Origin of the sequence: Streptomyces sp. NBC_01445 (genome assembly GCF_035918235.1) — a bacterium.
Lineage (GTDB): Bacteria > Actinomycetota > Actinomycetes > Streptomycetales > Streptomycetaceae > Streptomyces.
This window is the reverse complement of the sequence record NZ_CP109486.1, coordinates 847760-867554: the sequence shown is the minus strand read 5'-3', so window position 1 is coordinate 867554 and position 19795 is coordinate 847760. Positions and strand designations below refer to the sequence as shown.

Annotated in this window: 18 protein-coding genes and 1 pseudogene; 12 read left to right on the top strand and 7 right to left on the bottom strand. The window is 72.8% G+C overall.

Annotation, left to right across the window (positions count from 1 at the left end; all coding sequences use genetic code 11):
* Nucleotides 1–14: 14 nt before the first annotated feature.
* On the bottom strand, nucleotides 15–1634 hold the full coding sequence (gene abc-f, locus OG574_RS52070; protein ID WP_326779360.1) for a ribosomal protection-like ABC-F family protein: 1620 nt from the start codon (nucleotides 1632–1634) through the stop codon (nucleotides 15–17).
* A 120-nt stretch (nucleotides 1635–1754) separates the two neighbouring features.
* On the opposite strand from abc-f, the gene OG574_RS52065 reads away from it, so the two are divergent.
* Nucleotides 1755–2465: a TetR/AcrR family transcriptional regulator gene (locus tag OG574_RS52065; protein ID WP_326779359.1), complete on the top strand. Its 711-nt coding sequence runs from the start codon at nucleotides 1755–1757 to the stop codon at nucleotides 2463–2465.
* Between the two features lie 101 nt (nucleotides 2466–2566).
* Here OG574_RS52065 and mca read toward each other — a convergent pair.
* A pseudogene (mca, locus tag OG574_RS52060) lies at nucleotides 2567–3325 on the bottom strand (mycothiol conjugate amidase Mca); the annotation flags it as partial.
* 349 nt (nucleotides 3326–3674) lie between these two features.
* On the opposite strand from mca, the gene OG574_RS52055 reads away from it, so the two are divergent.
* Together OG574_RS52055 and OG574_RS52050 are read left to right on the top strand one after the other, a co-directional pair.
* Nucleotides 3675–4424 (top strand): thioesterase II family protein, encoded by a 750-nt coding sequence (locus OG574_RS52055; protein WP_326779358.1) that lies wholly within the window; start codon nucleotides 3675–3677, stop codon nucleotides 4422–4424.
* 70 nt (nucleotides 4425–4494) lie between these two features.
* Complete coding sequence (locus tag OG574_RS52050; protein ID WP_326779357.1) at nucleotides 4495–5088, top strand: DUF1697 domain-containing protein; 594 nt, start codon at nucleotides 4495–4497, stop codon at nucleotides 5086–5088.
* Nucleotides 5089–5108: 20 nt separating this feature from the next.
* Here OG574_RS52050 and OG574_RS52045 read toward each other — a convergent pair whose 3' ends face one another.
* Nucleotides 5109–5513 carry a DUF3224 domain-containing protein gene (locus tag OG574_RS52045; RefSeq protein WP_100596197.1) on the bottom strand — a complete coding sequence of 135 codons (405 nt, stop codon included), beginning with the start codon at nucleotides 5511–5513 and terminating at the stop codon, nucleotides 5109–5111.
* A gap of 130 nt (nucleotides 5514–5643) precedes the next feature.
* On the opposite strand from OG574_RS52045, the gene OG574_RS52040 reads away from it, so the two are divergent.
* The 9 genes from OG574_RS52040 (at nucleotide 5644) to OG574_RS52000 (ending at nucleotide 16329) form a co-directional block, all read left to right on the top strand.
* On the top strand, nucleotides 5644–6834 hold the full coding sequence (locus OG574_RS52040) for a cytochrome P450 (protein ID WP_442816979.1): 1191 nt from the start codon (nucleotides 5644–5646) through the stop codon (nucleotides 6832–6834).
* Nucleotides 6835–7038: 204 nt separating this feature from the next.
* Nucleotides 7039–8463: an MFS transporter gene (locus tag OG574_RS52035; RefSeq protein ID WP_326779355.1), complete on the top strand. Its 1425-nt coding sequence runs from the start codon at nucleotides 7039–7041 to the stop codon at nucleotides 8461–8463.
* 34 nt (nucleotides 8464–8497) lie between these two features.
* A complete protein-coding gene (locus tag OG574_RS52030) occupies nucleotides 8498–9229 on the top strand; it encodes a PIG-L deacetylase family protein (RefSeq protein WP_326779354.1) in 732 nt (243 codons plus the stop codon).
* A 7-nt stretch (nucleotides 9230–9236) separates the two neighbouring features.
* A complete protein-coding gene (locus tag OG574_RS52025; protein ID WP_326779353.1) occupies nucleotides 9237–10787 on the top strand; it encodes a class I adenylate-forming enzyme family protein in 1551 nt (516 codons plus the stop codon).
* A complete protein-coding gene (locus OG574_RS52020) occupies nucleotides 10784–11146 on the top strand; it encodes a nuclear transport factor 2 family protein (RefSeq protein WP_100596201.1) in 363 nt (120 codons plus the stop codon). Before OG574_RS52025 ends, OG574_RS52020 begins: the two co-directional genes overlap by 4 nt.
* A 71-nt stretch (nucleotides 11147–11217) precedes the next feature.
* A complete protein-coding gene (locus tag OG574_RS52015; protein ID WP_326779352.1) occupies nucleotides 11218–12759 on the top strand; it encodes an ABC transporter substrate-binding protein in 1542 nt (513 codons plus the stop codon).
* On the top strand, nucleotides 12756–13721 hold the full coding sequence (locus tag OG574_RS52010; RefSeq protein WP_326779351.1) for an ABC transporter permease: 966 nt from the start codon (nucleotides 12756–12758) through the stop codon (nucleotides 13719–13721). Before OG574_RS52015 ends, OG574_RS52010 begins: the two co-directional genes overlap by 4 nt.
* Entirely contained in the window at nucleotides 13718–14605 is an 888-nt protein-coding gene (locus OG574_RS52005; protein WP_326779350.1) for an ABC transporter permease, read from the top strand. The genes OG574_RS52010 and OG574_RS52005 overlap by 4 nt, the downstream gene beginning before the upstream one ends.
* Nucleotides 14602–16329: an ABC transporter ATP-binding protein gene (locus tag OG574_RS52000; protein ID WP_326779349.1), complete on the top strand. Its 1728-nt coding sequence runs from the start codon at nucleotides 14602–14604 to the stop codon at nucleotides 16327–16329. The genes OG574_RS52005 and OG574_RS52000 overlap by 4 nt, the downstream gene beginning before the upstream one ends.
* A 55-nt stretch (nucleotides 16330–16384) precedes the next feature.
* Here the strand turns inward: OG574_RS52000 and OG574_RS51995 are convergent, their stop codons facing one another.
* From OG574_RS51995 to OG574_RS51980, 4 genes are read right to left on the bottom strand one after another with little or no spacing between them, the layout of a single operon-like run.
* The gene (locus OG574_RS51995; protein WP_326779348.1) at nucleotides 16385–17935 is read right to left on the bottom strand and encodes a D-alanine--poly(phosphoribitol) ligase; all 1551 of its coding nucleotides are present in this window, start codon (nucleotides 17933–17935) and stop codon (nucleotides 16385–16387) included.
* Nucleotides 17932–18180 carry an acyl carrier protein gene (locus OG574_RS51990; protein WP_100596205.1) on the bottom strand — a complete coding sequence of 83 codons (249 nt, stop codon included), beginning with the start codon at nucleotides 18178–18180 and terminating at the stop codon, nucleotides 17932–17934. The genes OG574_RS51995 and OG574_RS51990 overlap by 4 nt, the downstream gene beginning before the upstream one ends.
* A gap of 43 nt (nucleotides 18181–18223) precedes the next feature.
* Complete coding sequence (locus OG574_RS51985; RefSeq protein WP_100596206.1) at nucleotides 18224–18907, bottom strand: Crp/Fnr family transcriptional regulator; 684 nt, start codon at nucleotides 18905–18907, stop codon at nucleotides 18224–18226.
* A gap of 34 nt (nucleotides 18908–18941) precedes the next feature.
* Complete coding sequence (locus tag OG574_RS51980) at nucleotides 18942–19745, bottom strand: thioesterase II family protein (protein WP_326779347.1); 804 nt, start codon at nucleotides 19743–19745, stop codon at nucleotides 18942–18944.
* Between the last annotated feature and the right edge of the window lie 50 nt (nucleotides 19746–19795).

Here is a 19795-nt window from a genome sequence, read left to right as displayed (position 1 = left end):
CGGCCGTCCGTGTCTCAGACCCGGACGGCCTGTGGTGCACTCGTCGACAGGGTGAGCTGAGCACCCTGCCAGCGCCGGCGGAGCCGGCGGTCGTGACTGACGACCACGAGAGCGCCGTCGTAGCCGGCCAGGGCTGCTTCGAGCTCCTCGACGAGTGCGGGCGAAAGATGATTGGTGGGCTCGTCGAGCAGCAGCACGTCCGACGGCTGCGTCACGAGCCGTGCCAGGGCGAGACGCTGGCGCTGCCCGGTGGACAGGCCCCGTACCGAGGCCGTGAGCTGCTCGGCGTCGAACAGGCCGAGGGACAGCAGACGGTCGCGGTGCTCGGCGGTCTGCCCGGAGCGGCCGCGCGCGAAGGCGGCGAGCAGACTCTCGCCGGGCCGGCCGGGAGCCGGTTCCTGCGGGAGATAGCCGATCCGGCCCCGGCGGGTGACCGAACCGGTGTCCGGCGCCAGCTCGTCGGCCAGGACGCGCAGCAGGGTGGTCTTGCCCGCCCCGTTCGGCCCGGTGATCAGCAGTCGCTCGCCCGCCGCGATCGTGAGGTCCGTGCGGTCGAGCCGACCGGCGACACCGATGCCGGCCGCGTCGAGGACGGGGCCCTGCACGCGTGCCGCCCGCAGTACGGGCGCGAAGTGCAGGGGTTCCGGAGGGGAGGGCACCGGGTCGGCGAGGAGGCGGCGCAGCCGTTCCTCGGCCTGGCGCACTCTGCTGGCCAGGGACTGCTGCACGCGGCCCGCCGCCCGGTCGTAGGCCATCTTGTTGCCGTCCTTCATCGCTCGCCCCGGTGCCACCCGCCGGGCGGTCGTCGCCGCCGCCTCGCGCAGTTGGGCCACATCGGTCTGCCACTGCGCGTGTGCCTGGGCCGCGCGCGCTCGGGCCGCCGCCTTCTCGGCGAGATAGCCGGCGTAGCCGTTGCCGTACCGCACGATGCCGCGGCTGTCCGCGTCCACCTCCAGCAGGCTCGTCGCCACCCGCTCGAGGAACATCCGGTCGTGGGAGACGGCCACCGTGGTGCCACGCCGGGTGCGCAGGTGGTCCTCCAGCCAGCTCAGAGCGTCCTCGTCGAGATGGTTGGTCGGCTCGTCGAGGAGCAGCACCTCGGGACCGGCCGCCAGGACGGCCGCGAGGCGCAGGCGCACCTGCTCTCCGCCGGAGAGGCCGTCCACGGTGCGGTCGCGGTCGAGGAGGTCCAGGCCGAGACCGTGCAGGGCGCGCTCCACGCGGGCGTCCGCGTCGTAGCCGCCGCGCAGCTCGAAGACCGTCATCAGGTCTCCGTATTCGGCCATGCCGCTCTCGTCGCCGTCGGCCATCGAGGCCTCCAGGCGACGCATGCGCTCCTCCATGGTGCGCAGGTCGCCCAGGGCCCGGTCGATCACATCCTGAACGGTGGCACGCGAAGGGAGCTGTTCGTCCTGGGCGAGGTAGCCGACGCCGCCGTCGGCCTGGACGACGACCTTGCCCTGGTCGGGCTGCTCGCGCCCGGCGAGCAGGCGCAGCAGGGTGCTCTTCCCGGAGCCGTTCTCCCCGATGATCCCGGCGCGCTCACCCGCGGGGAGCGAGCACGTCACCGCGTCGAGGACGAGCCGGTCGTCGAAGGACTTGGTGACGGAGCGGACGGTGATCTGCGTAGGCATGTGAGGACTCCGAAGCATTCGGGGACGGAGCGGCCGGCGCGGGCCGCGGGGCCGGGCGAACACTTCGGAAGATCATCGACGACCCCACTAGTACGACAACAGTTGCATTAAGATGCTGTCATGCCACCGCCTCCCCGAGCAACCGGAATACCGGATACCGACTCTGCCGCCCCGCATACCGCATCCGGTTCCGCCGCCGCCGCCGCTGCCGCCCCGGCGCCCCCGGTCCGGCGCCCCGGCGGCCGCACCGCCCGCAACCGCGCCCAGGTGCTCGACGCGGTCCGTAGCGAGCTGGTCGAACACGGCTACGACGCGCTCACGGTGGACGCCGTCGCGGACCGCGCGGGAGTCCACCGCACCACGGTGTACCGGCGCTGGGGTGACGTCGGCGGGCTGCTCGCCGACGTCCTGAACGCCGGCATGGGCGACGACTGGGAGCCCGCGGACACCGGCACGCTGTACGGCGACCTGGCGGCACTGAACCACGACATCCAGACGGCCCTGTCCGAGCAGCCGTCGGTCACCGCGGCCCTGATCGCCGCGTCATTCCGCTCCGAACAGGCCGCCCGCGCCCTGCGCCGGTTCTGGGACGACCGCTACACGCGCTGCGAGGTCACCGTCGAGCGGGCCGTCGAGCGCGGGGACGTTCCGCCGGACACCGCCGCACGCCCCCTGCTCGTCGCCGCCACCGCGCCGCTCTATCACCAACTGGTCCTGCTGCGAGCCGAACCCGACCCGCTCCTGCCCGACGAGGCGGCCCGCAGCGCGGCCCTCGCCGCGTCCGCCGGCATCTTCACCCGGAGCCCTTCGGGGCGGCGCGCCCTGACCTGACGCGGGCCGACGCCACGGCGTCCGACGGTGGCCGCCGTGGTGATTCCGGCGAACAGATCGCTCTCCGGCAGCTCCGTGCGCACCAGCGACCGCGCGAGTGTGTAGTCCTCGGTGGGCCACACCTCCTGCTGCACCGGCGTCGGCACGGCGAACCAGACGCCGTGCGGTTCCACCTGTGAGGTGTGGGCGCGCAGCGCCCGGTCCCGCAGTGGGAAGTACTCGGCGCACGGCACCCGCGTGGTGATGTCCGGCTGCCGCACCGGCTCGTTGGGCAGCGGCGCGTACGGTGCCGTGCTGCCCCGCTCCCGCAGCGCCCGGTGCAGCGCCGCGCTGCGCGCCGGATGCGAGCCGTGGTTGTAGTACAGCTTGAGCGGCTGCCACGGACGCCCCGCACGAGGATGCGCCGCACCGTCACCGGCCGCCGTGAAGGCCGCCACCGTGATCCGGTGCGCCATGACATGGTCCGGGTGCGGATAGCCGCCGTCCTCGTCGTACGTCGTGACGACATCCGGCCGGAACTGCCGGATCAGCCGCACCAGACGGGCCGTGGCCGCCTGTGGGGCGACGCGCGCGAAGCAGGTCGCAGGGAGCGGTTCGTCCCCGTGCGGCAGCCCCGAGTCCACATATCCGAGCCAGGAGTGCCGCACGCCGAGAATCCGCCGGGCCCGCTCCATCTCCCGGGCGCGCAGCACGGACATGTCCACGGGCCCGCGCGGGCGCGGGTACCCCGGATTGAGGATGGACCCCTGTTCCCCTCCGGTGCAGGTCACCACCAGCACCTCGACGCCCTCGGCGGCGTATCTCGCCAAGGTCGCCGCGCCTTTGCTGGACTCGTCGTCGGGGTGGGCGTGGACCGCCATCAGGCGCGGACGCGTTCGGGCGGCGCCGCGCACGAGCGTGCCGGTCATCGGGACTCCTCTCTCGGGTCCTGGTCGTCCCCGAGGGGACGCTATGGACGGCAACTCGAGAGGCGCTCGAGACCTGCCACATGCGCCCTTGGGGCCGCTCGGTGTGGGCAACGGACATCGACCCGCGGTGCACAAGCACTCGGAGCCGACCACCAAACCCACTACAGAAAAAGGGAGTTGGCGCATTTCCTCCGTAGGGTCCGGCGGCAGCAACAGCCCTGCGAAAGGGCTTGTGGACCGAGAGGGGAACCACCGTGCTCGACGTATCGACCGCCCTCACCCCCACCCCGGCGGCCTCCGCATGACCGGCACGTCGGTGCGCCTGTTCTGCCTGCCGTACGCCGGCGCCTCAGCGGGCGTCTATCTGCCGTGGTGCGAGCGTCTCCAGCCGCACATCGCCGTCACCCCCCTCGAACTGCCGGGGCGCGGGAGCCGGATGCGGGAGGAGCCGCGCCGCCGCCTGGAGCCGCTGCTGCACGAGCTGGTGCCCACCGTGGCCCGTCTGTGCGACCGGCCCTTCGCGCTGTACGGCCATGGCTTCGGCGCCGTACTGGCCTACGAGATCGCGGCCCGTCTGGAGTGGGACCACGAACTGGTCGCCGAGCGGCTGTACGTCTCCGGGTACCCGGCGCCTCACCTGCCCCCGCGCGAGGAGCCCATCGGGCACCTGCCGGACGAGGAGTTCCTGGCCCGCGCCGGCCACCACCCCCGTATCCATCCCGGCACGTTCGGCGAGGCCGGCCTGGCGAGGCTCCAACTGCCGGTGCTGCGAGCCGACTTCGCGCTCGCGGAGTCGTACGAGGAAGGACTCGACAACACGGTGCACGCCCCCGTCACGGCGCTGGCGGGGCAGGACGACCTCACGGTGCGGGGTGCGGAGCTGGGCGGCTGGCGCGACTACACCCGCCGCTCCTTCCGCGCCCGCCGCCTCCCCGGCGGCCACTTCCACTGGCACGCGGACGAACGGCCTCTCCTCAACGTGTTCGTCGACGATCTGACCCGCTGCAACGCCGCGCACAACCGCTTCCCGGTGGCCGAGCGGACGTTCTGAAACGCGTGAGAACATGGCGCCCGGCTCCGGCCGGGCGCGACGTGGCAACGAGGAAGGAACCCGCACGCACATGAGGACCGTTCCGAGCGATGCGACCGATGTGACTGCTCCGGCCGGTCAGACCGATCCGACGTACATCGCCTTCCTGCGGGCCGTGAACGTCCCCGGGCGCAAGGTCGAGATGGCCCGCCTGCGCGAGGTGCTCACCCAGCTGGGATTCACGGGCGCGCGCACCTATATCGCCAGCGGGAACGCCTTCTTCACCGGCGCGGGGAACGACCGCGCCCGCATCGTCGAGCGCGTGGAGGCCGGCCTCGCCGAGACCTTCGGGTTCGAGGTTCCCACGATCCTGCGCACGACGGACGAACTGCGCACGGAGCTGGCAGCGTCCCCGTTCGTGGGCCGGCAGCCGGCCCCGGACGAGCGGTTCTCCATGGTCTACAGCTCGGGCCCGCTGACGGACGGCGAGTTCCCGCTGCGCTCCGCCAAGGGCGACTGGGAAGTCCTCGGCGCCTGCGGGGCGACGGCCTATGTGCGGTGGCGGCTGGTCAACGGCCGCCCCGTCAACCCGGTCCCCGCCATCGAGAAGACCTTCGGGGTACAGGCCACAGGGCGGTTCTTCCACACCTCCGAGAAGATCCTGGCGGCCGCCGGGAAGGGCTGAACGGCCCTTCGCGCCGCGGACTAGGCAGCCCCGTCGGTGGCGAACTCGACCTGGAGGTCGAGCGTGCCGTGGCCGAGTGAGCCCTCGCCGCTGACGCCGGCCAGTTCGCCGGTGCCGGATCCCGGCACGATGCCCGCCCACGTCACCGGGTCGGTGCCCGGGACCTGCGTCGCCCGGTGCTCCAGGACGAACGTCCCCGTGCGGCCGCCCATGATTCCGGTGACCCGCTCCTGCGCCACGTAGGCCGCGCCGCCGGGGCCTTGGGTGGTCACCATGTGGCCGGTGGCCGAGCCCTTCACATCGCCTTCCGTGTAGGTCTTGGTCAGTTCGACGCGACCGGTGACCGGGCCGCCGTCGACCTGATCGTCGTCGGTGCCGTCCCAGACGTCGACGACGAAGGTGGCCTGAATCCGCATCTGAGTCATGTGCGGAGTATCCCGCCCGGTACTTCCGCCCGATGCTCCGGATTGAGCAGGCCGCCGCGGCCCGGGCCGTTAGCGTGACGCCGCGTCACGGCGGGCATTTCCGAGGAGGCAGTCGACAGTGAGCACCGAAGTGGAAACCGAGAAGCCGGCACCGGTCGCGTACCCCTTCACCGGAAGCGAGGGGCTCGAGCTCTCGCAGTCGTACGCGAAGCTCTTCGAGGACGGGGACCCGATCCGCGTACAGCTGCCGTTCGGTGAGCCCGCGTGGCTCGTCACGCGGTACGACGACGCACGTTTCGTCCTGACCGACCGGCGGTTCTCCCGTCACCTGGCCACCCAGCGCGACGAGCCGCGCATGACGCCGCGGGCCGTGCCCGAGAGCATCCTGACGATGGACCCCCCGGACCACACCCGCCTGCGCACGCTCGTCTCCAAAGCCTTCACCCCCCGGCGCATCGAGAACAAGCGGGCCTGGATCGGCGAGCTCGCCGCCGGGCTCGTCGCCGACATGAAGGCCGGCGGTGCGCCCGCCGAGCTGGTCGGCTCGTACGCGCTGGCCATCCCCGTCACCGTGATCTGCGAGCTCCTCGGCGTACCGGAGGACGACAGGACCCGGCTGCGGGGATGGTGCGACGCGGCGCTGTCCACGGGCGAACTGACCGACGAAGAGTGTGTGCAGAGCTTCATGGATCTGCAGAAGTACTTCGAGGACCTGGTCAAGGAGCGCCGTGCGGAGCCGCGGGACGACCTGACGAGCGCCCTCATCGAGGCGCGCGACGCCCACGACCGGCTCGCCGAGCCGGAGCTCATCGGCCTGTGCATCTCGATCCTCATCGGCGGATTCGAGACGACGGCGAGTGAGATCTCGAGCTTCGTCCATGTGCTCCAGCAGCGTCGCGAGCTGTGGACGCGGCTGTGCGCGGACCCCGAGGCGATTCCCGCGGCCGTCGAGGAGCTGCTGCGCTTCGTCCCGTTCGCCGCGAACGGCATCTCTCCGAGGTATGCGCTCGAGGACATGACGGTGGGCGGTGTCCTCGTGCGCGAGGGCGAGCCGGTCATCGTGGACACGAGCGCGGTTAACCGCGACGGCCTCGTCTTCGACAACGCCGACGAGGTCGTCATCGACCGCGCCGACAACCGGCACATGGTCTTCGGCCACGGCGCCCATCACTGCCTGGGCGCGCACCTCGCCCGGGTGGAACTGCAGGAGGCGCTCAAGGCCCTCGTCGAGGGCATGCCGGGCCTGCGGCTCAGCGGCGACGTCGAATGGAAGGCGGACATGATCATTCGTGCTCCGCGCGTGATGCACGTCGAGTGGTGACGACGGGGTCGGACACCGCGGGGGCCGGGGCGAACGCCCCGGCCCCCGCGCCGTGTCGCAGGCGCCGCGAGCCGGCGCGGCAGGTCTTTCGATCCCCCACCGGCGATGCGCTGTATTGAGCATCCGGCTCGGGCTCCCCGTCCCTAACGTGGCCTCGACCGAGCCTGCCCAAGTGGCGGGTGTGGCACGAAGATCAGGAGAGCCATGACCGTCAGGACCGACGACGGCCGGCAGGCCGCCGAGCAAAGCCCCGCCACGGGCGCACTCGTCGCCCGGCTGATCCTCGTCACGCTGCTGATGGCCGAGCTGCTCATCCAGGTCGACCAGACCATCGTCAACGTGGCGCTGCCCTTCATCCAGCGCGATCTCGACTTCACCGAGTCGGGCCTGCCCTGGGTCGTCAACGCCTACGGCCTCCTGTACGGAGGACTGCTGCCGCTCGGCGGCCGCATCGGTGACCTGTTCGGCAGGCGCCGGGTACTGATCATCGGCGTCACCGTGTTCACGCTGGCGTCCGTCGTCTGCGGATTCAGCACCGACCCGACGGTCATGGTCATCGCGCGAGCGGTGCAGGGCATGGGCGGCGCGCTGACCGCCCCCGTCGTCCTCTCACTGATCATCACCTCGTTCGAGGAAGGGCCTTCGCGGCAGCGGGCGTTCGCCCTGTGGGGGAGCGCTCAGGCGGCCGGGGCGCTGTTCGGTCTGATCGTCGGCGGACTGCTCACGTCGGGCCCCGGCTGGGAGTTCAGCTTCTTCGTCGCCGTCCCGATCGGGGCGCTGGTCGTGGGGCTCGCCGCCACCACGATCAAGGAGAGCCGTGCCGACGAGCGGCCCTCGATCGACGTGGCGGGCGCGGTGACGTTCACCGCCGCGCTGCTGATGACCGTCTTCGCGTTCCTCGACACGCAGCGCTCGTGGACCTCTCCGCTGCGCGGCGGCCTGCTGGTGGTCGCGGCCGTGCTGTTCGCCGTGTTCCTCGCCGTCGAACGCCGCCAAGTCCACCCGTTCGTCCCGCTGCAGGTCTTCCGGCTGCGCAACACCAGCGGTGCGCTCGCCATCATGGCGATCTTCGGCGCCACGCAGATGAGTTACTTCTTCTTCGTCACCCTGTACCTGCAGGAGATCCTCGGGTTCTCCGCGCTGCAGACCGGCCTCGCGTACCTGCCCCTGATCGCCACCCTGCTCGTGTTCGCCCAGGTCTGTATGAAGACGGTCGCCCGCGTCGGGCTGACCCGGATGCTGATGACCGGCCTGCTCTGTCTCGGGCTCGGCATGGGGTGGCTGGGCCTCGCCGCGTCGTCGGGCAGCTTCGTCGGCACCGTCCTCGGCCCGACGGTCATCTCCGGGATCGGCCTCGGCCTGACCATGATGCCGGCGGGCACGCTGGCCACCACGGGCGTCGACCCCGCGGACGCCGGAGCCGTGTCGGGGCTCTTCAACACCGCGATCCTGGTCGGCGGTTCCCTGGGCCTCGCGGTGCTGACCACGGTCACGCAGGCCGTCGGCGGCCTCGGAGACACGCACGGCTACACCGTCGCGTTCCTGTGCAGCGCGGGCCTGGCCGCGGCCGCGATCCTCATCGCCGCCCTGGTCATCCGGGTTCCCAAGCAGACCGACGCCGCCGCCTGACCTCATCTCCTTCGTCCACCGGGAAGGACACCCCATGGCCGACACACTCCTCGAACTGCCGGACGACTTCAGCCGCGTGCTCGCGATCGTCGCCCACCCCGACGACATCGAGTTCGGTGCCGGGCCCGCCGTGGCCCAGTGGACCGCCCAGGGGCGCGAGGTGGCGTACCTCCTCGTCACCCGGGGCGAGGCAGGCATCTCCGATCTGGAACCGGCGCAGTGCGGGCCCGTGCGCGAGGCCGAACAGCGCAAGGCCGCCGCGGAACTCGGCGTGCACGAGGTCGACTTCCTCGACCACTACAACGACGGGACGATCGAGTACGGGCCCGGCCTGCGCCGCGACCTGGCGCGCGCCGTCCGGCGGCACCGCCCCGAACTCATCGTCACCTTCAACCACCACGACACCTGGGCGTCCGGCGCGTGGAACACCCCCGACCACCGTGCCGTGGGTCTCGCCGCCCTGGACGCCGTCGCCGACGCCGCCAACCGCTGGATCTTCCCCGAGCTGCTCGACGAGGGACTCGAGCCGTGGCGGGCCGGCAAGGTGGCGATCGCCGGCTCCCCGCACGCCACGCACGCCGTGGCCGTCGACGACGACTCCCGCGACCGGGCCGTACGCTCCCTCGCGGCCCACGACCGCTACCTCGGATCCCTGAGCGACGACCCGCCGCAGGAGCGCGCCCGGTTCATCCTCGGCCACCTGCTCGCCGCCACCGCGCCGCGGTTCGGGGGCCGCAACGGTGTCGCATTCCAGATAGTGGGTTGAGTACGCCATGACGGAACGGACGTTCTCCTACCTCACCGACCAGCTCCGCTCCCACGCCGCACTTCACCCGGGCCGCACCGCACTCGTCATCGACGGCTGCCCCGACCTGCTGTACGGCGAGTGGGACCGGCGCTCGGAGGCACTGGCCCGCGGGCTGCTCGCGGCCGGCACAAGCCGGGGCACCCGTATCGGCATCTTCTTCGGTGGCATGGACTGGGCCGGCTACGCGGTCGCCTACCTCGGCGCGCTCAAGGCCGGCGCCACCGTCCTTCACCTGCCGCTGGCCCTCCCGGCCGACGAGCTCGAACGGCGCGCCCTGCAGTGCGAGCTGGCCGGCATCGTCCACGGGCGGACCGCCCCGCCCAAGACCTCGGCCGTCGCCTGGACCGGGACGCTCGACGAGCTGTCCGCCCCGGGCGAGACACCGGTGGACCTCGTGCACAGCCCCGCGGACGCCGCCGAGATCGTGTACTCCTCCGGCACCACCGGACTGGCCCGCGGCGTCGTCGTCTCGCACCAGAACCTCGCGACGGCGGGCGGACCGCCCTCCGTGATGGCGCACGACGAGCCCACCCCCATGGTGGCGTCCGTGAACCTGGGCATCACCGCGAGCGCCACCACCGTCTCCATGGTGCTCAACGCCACCCCGACCACGCTCGTCCTCGCGCCGCCGGGAGACGCCGACCGGCTGTGCGCGCTCATCGAGCACCACGCGGCGAGCACCGTCATGATGACCCCGAACCTCGCCGTGCAGATGACCCGCGACGGCGCGCTCGGCCGCTACGACCTGACGTCCGTCACCACCGTGGCCACCGCCTCGGCGTTCCTCCATCCCCCGCTCGCCCGCGCCCTGTTGGCCGCGATGCCCCGGGCCCGCGTGATCGGCGCCTACTCGGCCAGCCAGGCCAAGCCCGCCGTGACCATCGGCACCTTCGACCCGGCGCGCCCGATGTCGGCCGGCCGGCCCGCCCCCGGCACCCATGTACTGATCACCGACGAGCACGGCGCGGAGCTGCCCGCCCAGCGGGTCGGCCGGATCTGGCTGCGCGCCGACGGCGCGCCTCCCCGCAACCGCCTCGACGCGGGCCCGGAGGCCACCGGTGTCCCGGACGGCGGATGGTGCGACACCGGCGACCTCGGCCACGTCGACGACGAGGGCGAGCTGTATCTCTTCGACCGCGAGACCGACGCCGTGCCCACACCGGCCGGGCTCGTGTCGTCCCTGCGGGTCGAGTCGGTCCTGCTCGAGCACGAGGCGGTCGCCGACGCGGCCGTGGTCGCCGCCGGGCCGGCCGGCGTGGCCGCCGCGATCGTGCCCGCGGCCGGCGCCACCCATGACCCGAAGCTGCTGGCGGCCACCCTCGCCGCCCACGCGAAGGACAGCCTCGACCCCCATGAGATCCCCGAAAGGGTCCTGGTGGTCGACGAGTTGCCCCGCAACGACCTCGGCAAGGTCGTCAAACGTCTCATCCGGGACCGGCTGACGGCGTCGGCCGCAGGCGTGACACCCGCACCCACCGCATCCGCAGAACTCGACGCGACAGGAGCCCCGTCATGAGCACCGAGACCGAGATCCCCATCCACCCGCTGTTCGCCGAGATGATCCGCTGCACGGCCGAGCGGGACCTCGACGGGCTCGTCGACCTGTACCACCCCGAGGCCGAGTGGATCCGGTTCACCGGCCCCGTGCGCGGGCGCGAGGACATCCGCGAGCTGCTCAAGCGGTACTGGGAGCTCGACCTCCAGCACGTGGACATGAACGAGTTCATCCAGACCGACGACACCGTCATGATGCGCGGCACCATGATCGTCCGCGGCGAGACGGTCGTCACCTTCGGCGTCTACGTCCTGCGCGACGGCAAGATCTGGCGCCAGTGCGGCGCCGACGAGGGCGGCACACGCGACTGGTGGGCCTGACCGGCAGGTCCCGAACCCGCCCGCCATGTACGTCTCCCGCACACCTTCATGAGCCTGAGGAGCTTTCTGCCATGTCACGGGTCAACGGCGTCGGCCGGCGCCGCTTCCTGCAGTGGGGCGCGGCCGCGGCGACTGCCACCGCGGGCGCCACGGCCCTGTCCGGCTGCGCCACCTCCAAGAGCGGCGACACCCGGTCGGTCGGCTCCGCGGGCAAGCTGCTGCGGGTCGGGGCGTCGGACGCCACCGGCACCACCAGCCTCGACCCGCGGCACGCCGGGTTCGGTGCCAGCTACATCGCCCTGTACCACCTGTACGACCAGCTGATGTACCTCAAGGGCAGCCGTTACGAGCTGGGGCTCGCCGAGTCGGTGGAACCCAACAAGGACGCCAGTGAGTGGACCATCCGCCTCCACAAGCACGCGGTGTTCCACGACGGCTCACCGGTGCGGGCCGCGGACGTCGCCTACTCGCTGCGCACCCTCGCCACGCCGCCGTCCACCCGCGCCAACAACTTCGTCGACCTGGACCTGGACCGGCTCAAGGCGGTCGACGCCCACACCCTGAAGGTGGGGCTCAAGCGGCCCCGCGGCGACTTCAGGGAGGCCGTCCTCGCGGTCTTCTCACCGGTGTTCCCCGAAGGCACCCGCGGCAAGGACTTCGACAAGGGCGTCGGCTCCGGCCCGTACCGTCTCGAGGAGCACGACGGCAAGAACCTCCGCCTCGCCGTCAACGACAAGTACTGGGGCGGCACCTCGTACTTCCGGCGGATCGAACTCGACCTCATCGCCGACCCCGCCGCCCGCCTCGCCGCCCTCAAGAGCGGCCAGATCGACTACGCCTTCGGCATCACCGCCACGGGCGCCAAGGCCGAGCGCGGCAACAGCGCGATCCGGGTCCGCCGGGGCGGCACCGCCAACTCCAACGCGCTGTCCTTCGCCATGAACGAGCAGCTCGCCCCGTTCGACAACCCCGATGTGCGGCGCGCGGTGCGCCTCGCCGCGGACCGCGAGGCACTCGTGCGGCAGGTGCTCCTCGGTCTCGGCACCAAGGGCGACGACGTGGTCGGCAAGGGCCTGCCCGGCTACGCGGGCGGGGACCGCAAGCGCGACCTGGCCGAGGCCAGGCGGCTGTTCGCCCGCGCCAAGGTCGACTCGCTGACGCTGCACGCGGCGGACACCGTGCCCGGTTTCGTGGCCGCGGCCCGGCTGCTCGGCCAGCAGCTGAAGGAGGCCGGCGTGGAGCTCGACGTGCAGAAGGTGCCCGCCGACACCTACTACGCCGACCTGAAGGGCCTCGCCCGCACCCCGTTCCAGACCTTCTACTACGCCAACCGGCCCGCCGCCGTGCACCTGTCCGCCACCACCACCAAGGGCGCGTTCTTCAACGTGACCGGGCTCGGCGAGCCGCACTTCAAGCGCCTGGCGACCGCCCAGGCCACGGTCGACGACAGCAAGCGCGAAGCCGCCTTCGCCGCCGTCCAGCGAGGCCTGTACTCCTCCGGCGGCGACCTCCTGTGGGGCTTCCAGGAGCAGTTGGACGCCTCGGCGCCCGGGCTCTCGGGGGTGTGGTCGAGCCAGTCCATCCCGGTGTTCACCCGGGCCAGGTCCGCGTGACGCCCGCCGTCCGGCTCGCGGCCCTGGCCGTACGCCGGCTCGGCGGCGCCCTGGCCACCCTGCTGGTCGGTTCGTTCGTGCTGTTCGCCGCCGCCGAGGTGCTGCCGGGCGACGCGGCCGCGGCCGCGCTCGGCGGCGGCGCGACCCCCGCGGACGTCGCCAGGATGCACGCCGAACTCGGCCTCGACCGGCCCGTGCTGGTGCGCTACGGCGACTGGATCGGCGCGGCGTTCTCCGGCGACCTCGGGCACAGCCTCGTGGACCGCCGCCCTGTCGCCGAGATCATCTCGGGCCCGCTGGCCGACACCCTGCTCCTCGCCGGTGTGTGCGCCCTGCTCACGGTCGTCCTCGCACTCGCGGTCGGAATCGCCGCCGGGCTGCGCCCGGGCGGCCTGCTCGACCGGCTGCTCTCCGGCGGCGCCGTCACCCTGGTCTCGGTGCCCCAGTTCGTCACGGCGGGCATCCTGACCCTGGTCTTCTCCTCCTGGCTCGGAGTGCTCCCGGCCGTGTCCCTGGTCCCGTTCGGCGAACCGCTGCTCGCACACCCCGAGGCGCTGGTGCTCCCGGTGGCGGCGCTGACGCTGTTCTCCGCGTCCTGGGCCAGCCGCATGGTCCGGGCCGCCGTCGTCGACGCGGCGGCGGCCCCGCACGTGGAGGCGGCCCGCCTCGCCGGGCTCTCCCCGGCCCGCGTGGTGCTGCGGCACCTGCTGCCGACCGCGGCCGGGCCGTGCGCCCAGGTCTTCGGCTGGCTCGCCGGGACCCTCGTCGGCGGCACGGCCGTGGTGGAAAAGGTCTTCAACTACCCAGGTCTGTCAAGAGAGTTGGTCGCCGCCGTGCAGCATCACGACGCGGCCGTCCTGGAAGGCATCGGGCTCCTCATGGCCGCGGCGGTCGTCGGCGGCCTCCTCCTGGCCGACCTGCTGGCCATGGCGGTGGACCCGCGCATGAGGACGGCGACATGACGGCCCCGACGCCGCCGCTGCCGCCGACTGCGACTGCGACTGCGACTGCGGCTTTGACGCCGGCCGGCACCCAGGCTCCCGACACCGGCCCCGCCGCACCCCGACCGGGCCGACGGACCGCGCTGCTGTTGCTGCTGCCCGTGGCGGCCGTCGTCCTGTTCGCCCTGATCGGACCCTGGCTCGCCCCGCACGACCCGGCCCGCATCACCGCCGCGCCCTACGACACCGGCCACCTGCTGCTCGGCTCGGACGGCGACGGCCGGGACGTGTGGTCCCGGTTCCTGGCCGGAGGCCGCCCGCTGGTCCTGATCCCGCTGCTCGCCACCGCCGTCACCACCCTCCTCGGCACCGCGACCGGAGTGCTCGCCGGCTATGCGGGCGGCCGCGTCGACGCGGTGGTCTCCCGTCTCGACACCCTGCTGCTCGCCCTGCCGCCGGTCCTGGTCCTCCTGGTGCTGATGCACGGCTGGGGCTACCGCACGCTCACCCTCGTCACGGCGGTCGCCGTCACCGGCGTGCCCTTCGTCTCCAGGGTCGCCCGGGCCGCGACGGCACAGGTCGTGCACGCCGGATACGTCGACCAGGCCGTCGCACTCGGGGACGGTCCGGTGGCGGTGATGGCCCGGGAGATCGTGCCCAACATCGTGCGGCCCGTCCTCGCGGACGCCGGCACCCGCCTCGCCATCGCCATCACCCTCACCGCGTCCGCCGGCTTCCTCGGCTTCGGACCCGACAGCCCCAACTGGGGCGCCATGATCAGCGAGAACATGGAGGGCGTGACGCTGGCGCCCTGGGGCGTGGCGGCCCCCGCACTGGGGCTCGCCGTCCTCACCGTCTCCGTCAACCTTGCCCTGGACCGGGCGATCGCGAGGTTCGTGCCTTGAGCGCAGTCTTCGACGCCCGGAGCGGCCTGGCCGTCCCCGCCCCCGCCCGCCCGCACGGCGAGGGTCGGGCCGACGCCGCGCCGGAGGTCATCTCCGTCACCGACCTGACCGTGGCCGACCCGAACGGACGGCCCGTGCTCGACGGGCTGACCCTGACCGTGCGGGCGGGCGAACGCGTCGGCGTCGTGGGCGAGTCGGGCTCGGGCAAGACCACCCTCGCGCTCGCCCTGCTCGGCGCCCTGCGGCCCGGGCTGCGCACCGCGGGCGGCCGGGTGCGCGTGGCCGGAGAGGACCCGCTCGCCCTGCGCGGCCGCGCCCTGCGCCGGCTGCGGCGGCACACCGTGGCGTATCTGCCGCAGGACCCGGCCGCCGCGCTGACCCCCACGATGCGGGTCGGCGCACTGGTCTCGGAACTCGCCGTGCGCCGCACCCCCGAGGACGCGGCCCGCACCCTGCGCAGCGTGGGCCTGCCCGACGGCCGGGGCTTCCTGCGTCGTTTCCCGCACGAACTGTCCGGCGGACAGCAGCAGCGCCTTGCCCTGGGCCGGGTGCTCGCGGCCGGACCCGCCGCCCTCGTCCTGGACGAGCCGACGACGGGGCTCGACGTGCTCACCCAGCGCCTGGTCCTCGACGAGGTGGCCCGCCTGGCCGCCGAGCGGAACCTGACGCTGCTGTTCATCACGCACGACCTGCCCGCGGCCGCCCGCCTGACCGACCGGCTCGCGGTGCTGAAGGCGGGCAGGGTCGTGGAGGAGGGACCGGTGGACGCCGTGCTCGGGCGGCCCCGTGCGGCGTACACCCGCGAACTGGTGCACGCAGTACCGGACATCGGCGAGGCGGCGGCCCGCCCGGCCGCCCCGGCCGGCGGCGCCGCGGACACCACGCCCGTGCTGCGGGTCAGCGGGCTGCGCGCCGGACACGGGCGGGGCAGAGCACGGGTGACGACCGCCCAGGACGTGGCCTTCCACATCGAGCCGGGCGAGTGCGTGGCGCTGCTCGGCGGGTCCGGCACCGGCAAGACGACCCTGGCGCGCTGCGTCACGGGGCACCACAGCCCCGACGGCGGCCTGATCGAACTGGCCGGTTCCGCTGTCCCCGGGCCGCTGCGCGGCCGCACCCTCGACCAGCGCCGCCTCGTACAGCTCGTCGCGCAGGACGCGAACGGATCGCTCAACCCGCGGCGCACGGTGGGCGCGGCCATTGCCAGGCCGCTGCGTGTGCTGCGTGGGCTCGGCGGGGAGGCCGCTGCCGCGGAGACGGAGCGGCTGCTCCGCCTGGTGGGGCTCGACCCGCAGTGGGCCGGCCGGCTGCCGCGCACACTGTCGGGCGGCCAGCGCCAGCGGGTGGCCATCGCACGGGCGCTCGCCGCTCAGCCGCGGCTCCTGCTGTGCGACGAGGTCACCTCGAGTCTCGACGTCCGCATCCAGGCCGAGATCCTCGCCCTGCTCGACGGGCTCCGCTCCCGTCTGGGCCTCGGGCTGCTGCTGATCAGCCACGACCTGGGCGTGATCGCGCGGATGGCCGACCGGGTCCTCGTCCTCGACGGGGGCACCGTACGCGAACAGGGCCCGGTCGCCGAGGTGTTCGCCGCCCCGCGGCATCCGTGGACCCGGGCCGTGCTGGACGCGGTCCCCTCCGTGCGAGGGGAACTGGCCGGCCGGGCGGAGCGCACACCGGCGGCGGACGAGTCCCGGCCACGCGAAACGGCAGTCGACGGGGTCTGACCCGGGTCTGATCCGGGCCTGCTCCACCGTCAACTGCCGTGTGCCGTCAGCCGGTTCAGGACGCCGGGGCGAGGTTCCTGCCCAGGCGGCGTGCCGCCTCTTCCCGCAGCCGCAGGCGGTCCGTCTTGCCGTTGGGGTTCAGGGGCGGGTCCGCCAGCGCCCACAGATGGGCGGGCAGCATGTACGGCGGCAGCCGGTGGGCCAGGTCCTGGGCCGTCCCGGTCAGCCGGCCGGCCGCGTCGTCGCCGATGACGAAGGCGGCAAGGACGGGTCCGGCCGCTCCCGGGACCGCGAGGACCACTGCCTCGGTGCCCGGCGCGCAGGCCCGCACGGCCTCCTCCACTTCGGACAGCTCCACCCGATAGCCGTGGATCTTGACCTGTCCGTCGTCGCGGCCGAGGTGCACCAAAGTGCCGTCGGGCGTGCGGCGCACCCGGTCCCCGGTCCGGTACCAGCGCTGACCGTCGTGGGTCAGGAAGCGGTCCGTGTCGTTCGCGGGGTCGAGATAGCCGTCGAACATCTGCGGCCCGGTGACGCACAGTTCGCCGGTGTCGGCGCCGACCTGACCGTCGTCGAGAAGGACGTACCGAAGGCCGGTGTTCGGCTCTCCGATGGGCACGGTGCCCGAACCGGGGGAGGGGACCCAGTGGTACGCGGTACAGGCGATGGTCAGCTCGGTGGGGCCGTAGAGGTTGTCGATGGACGTGCCGGGTGCCGCCGCGCTCCAGTACGCGGCGCTCTCCTCGGGCAGCGGCTCGCCGCAGAAGACGGTGTGGCGCACGGAGGGCAGGCTGTTCCCGCCGAGCAGGCCGCGGGTGCGCAGCGCGGCGACCAGGCTGGGCGTCGAGGTCCACACGGTGATGCCGTGAGCGCGGATGTAGCGGCCCGGGTTGAGGGCCTGAAGCCGGTTGAGGACGGTCAGACACGCTCCGCTCGACCAGGCGCACCACACCTCGAACATGGACAGGTCGAAGGTGAGCTCGTAGACCTGCCCGAAGACGTCGTCGGGTCCGAAGTCGTAGCGCGGCAGGGAGGCGGCCAGGAAGGCGGACACATTGCCGTGCCGGATCGGCACGCCCTTGGGGCGGCCGGTGGAGCCCGAGGTGAACAGGATGTACGCCAGCGAGTCGGGGCCCTGAGCGGGGGCCCGGTCCCCTGCCGGGTCGGGCATCAGGACGGGGGTGCCCGGCCGCGGTCCGCTCCACTCGCCGAGCCGCGGTGCCAGCGTGACCAGCGGCGGCGCGGCCGCGGCCACCTCGTCGAGCTGGGCGGCGCCCGAGGGGTCGACGATCAGCGCGTCGAGCCCGGCGGCAGCGGCGATGTCGCGGTTGCGGCCGACGGGGTACTCCGGGTTGAGCGGGACGGCCGTGCAGCCCGCGTACAGCGCGGCCAGAAAGCCGAGCAGGCTCTCCTCGCTCTTCGCCGCGAGGACCCCGACCCGGCGTGGCGCGCGCCCCCCGCTGTGCAGGGCCGCGGCCCAGGAGCGCGCGGTGCGGTCCGCCTCGGCATAGGTCCAGCTGCGGTCGTTGATGCGGAGCGCGGTGCCCCGCGGATTGCGGGCCAGACCGTCGAGGAACCAGTGGTGCAGCAGCTTGGCGCCGCTCATCGGCCGGCTCCGTCGAGGGAGCTGACCAGCTCCCAGACCGTGCCGGGCGTGATGAAGTTGGCGGGCGTCACGGCGTCGTCGGGCAGGGGCGTGCCGTAGCCCTCCTCGATGGCCACGATCAGGCCGACCGTCGCCATCGAGTCGAGCCCGAAGGCCGCGAGCGGCAGATCCTCGGTGAGCGGGGCGTCGGCGTCGAGACCGGGCAGCCGGTCCCTGAGCAGAGTCTCGAACTTGTGGTCCCACATGGGGGTGTCACCTCGTGAGGGTCGATGGGGCGTTGCGGCGGGATCAGACGCATCGGCTCTCCAGATAGGCGGCGAGCCGGCTCTGGTCGATGATCAGGTGGGACTCGCGGGTGACCTCGACCAGACCCCGGTCGCGGAAGCCCTTGAGGAAGTGCCCGACGCGCGAGCGGGTGGTGCCGACCATGCCGGCCAGCTCCTCGTGGGTGATCCGCTCCGCGATGTGCGGCCGCCGCCCGTCGCCCCGTCCGAGCTTGCGGGCGAGGTCGAGGAGGATCTCGCCGAGCCGCTGCTCGCTGTCGACGGTCACCAGATGCGTGATGGACTGCTGCTGTTCGGCGAGGCGCCGGGTGAGGTGGTTGATGAACTCGTCGACGATCCCGGCCTCGGTGATCGAGGACAGGAAGTGCTCGTACGACATGCGGTGGACGACACTGTCGCGCATCGCGATGGCCGACTCCTCGCGGATCCCGCCGAGCGAACACAGCTCACCGAAGATGCTCCCGGGGGTGTGGATGCGCAGGAGGCACTCCTTGCCCGAGCGGGAGAACATCACCGTCTTGAGCCGGCCGCTCTCCAGGAAGTACACGTTGCGGTCCTGGCCGCCGCAGCTGTAGGCACTCTGGTTCCGTCTGACCATCGTCGTCGTGGTGTGGGGCGACTGGTCGCGCAGGAAGTCACGCAGCCGGGCATCGAATCCGGTGGGTTCGGTGACATCCAGCAGGTTCATCTGGCCTCCCGGTCAGTCAGTCGGCACATGACAATCACGTGGCAACTTTATGAACCTGCCTTCGAAGAACACTTGAGCCCTGATGTACGGAGCCCATGGCCGCCCGGAGCGCGGACATCAGGTCGTCCGGCGCCCCCTTCAGGTAGAAGTGGTCGCCGGGAAAGACCCGCAGCCGGAAGTCGCCGCTGGTCACCTCGCGCCATCGGGCCACCGCGTGGGGGTCGGCGAGAGGGTCGGCGTCACCGGTGAACGCGAACACCGGGCAGGTCAGGGCCGGTCCCGGCGGCGGCACCGGCCGATAGGTCTCGTTGACCTCGTGGTCGGCGCGCAGCGGCGGCAGGAAGTGCCGCAGCAGGTCCCGCTGACGCAGCACCTCGGACGGGGTGCCGCCGAGCCGGGACACCTCGGCGAGGAACTCGTCCTCCGGCAGGGTGTGCACCGGGCGCCTGTGGTCCGGCACGAAGGGCCCGCGCCGCCCGGACACGAGCAGCGCCAGAGGAGGGCGTGAGCCCTGCTCGACCAGGGCCCGAGCGGTCTCGTAGGCGACGATCGATCCGAGGCTGTGCCCGAACAGGACGTACGGCAGGTCGAGTTGAGGGGTCAGTTCGGTGACGAGGCCTTCGACCAGGGGGCCCATCCGGGTGTGCGAGGTCTCCCGCGCCCGGCGCTCACGGCCGGGCAGGACGACGGGGCGCACGTCGACGCCGGGCCCCAGGGCCCGCCGCCACGGATGGAAGAAGGAGCTTCCGCCGCCCGCGTGGGCGAAGCAGAACAGGCGCAGGCCGGCCGCAGCCTCGTCCTCGCCGGCGGGCCGGGTGGCCGTCCGAGAGCCGTACACATCGTCTCCTTGTCGCTGCTGTGGTCGCGGGCCGCGGCCGGACGGCCGCG

Excerpts from the sequence above, each read along its gene's own strand:
- OG574_RS51990 (WP_100596205.1), bottom strand. The coding sequence starts at position 18,180 with ATGTGGGACCACAAGTTCGAGACTCTGCTCAGGGACCGGCTGCCCGGT.
- OG574_RS51995 (WP_326779348.1), bottom strand. The coding sequence starts at position 17,935 with ATGAGCGGCGCCAAGCTGCTGCACCACTGGTTCCTCGACGGTCTGGCC.
- OG574_RS52045 (WP_100596197.1), bottom strand. The coding sequence starts at position 5,513 with ATGACTCAGATGCGGATTCAGGCCACCTTCGTCGTCGACGTCTGGGAC.
- OG574_RS51985 (WP_100596206.1), bottom strand. The coding sequence starts at position 18,907 with ATGAACCTGCTGGATGTCACCGAACCCACCGGATTCGATGCCCGGCTG.
- OG574_RS52005 (WP_326779350.1), top strand. The coding sequence starts at position 13,718 with ATGACGGCCCCGACGCCGCCGCTGCCGCCGACTGCGACTGCGACTGCG.
- OG574_RS52055 (WP_326779358.1), top strand. The coding sequence starts at position 3,675 with ATGACCGGCACGTCGGTGCGCCTGTTCTGCCTGCCGTACGCCGGCGCC.
- OG574_RS52020 (WP_100596201.1), top strand. The coding sequence starts at position 10,784 with ATGAGCACCGAGACCGAGATCCCCATCCACCCGCTGTTCGCCGAGATG.
- OG574_RS52015 (WP_326779352.1), top strand. The coding sequence starts at position 11,218 with ATGTCACGGGTCAACGGCGTCGGCCGGCGCCGCTTCCTGCAGTGGGGC.
- OG574_RS52030 (WP_326779354.1), top strand. The coding sequence starts at position 8,498 with ATGGCCGACACACTCCTCGAACTGCCGGACGACTTCAGCCGCGTGCTC.
- OG574_RS52035 (WP_326779355.1), top strand. The coding sequence starts at position 7,039 with ATGACCGTCAGGACCGACGACGGCCGGCAGGCCGCCGAGCAAAGCCCC.
- OG574_RS52025 (WP_326779353.1), top strand. The coding sequence starts at position 9,237 with ATGACGGAACGGACGTTCTCCTACCTCACCGACCAGCTCCGCTCCCAC.
- OG574_RS52050 (WP_326779357.1), top strand. The coding sequence starts at position 4,495 with ATGAGGACCGTTCCGAGCGATGCGACCGATGTGACTGCTCCGGCCGGT.
- OG574_RS52065 (WP_326779359.1), top strand. The coding sequence starts at position 1,755 with ATGCCACCGCCTCCCCGAGCAACCGGAATACCGGATACCGACTCTGCC.
- abc-f (WP_326779360.1), bottom strand. The coding sequence starts at position 1,634 with ATGCCTACGCAGATCACCGTCCGCTCCGTCACCAAGTCCTTCGACGAC.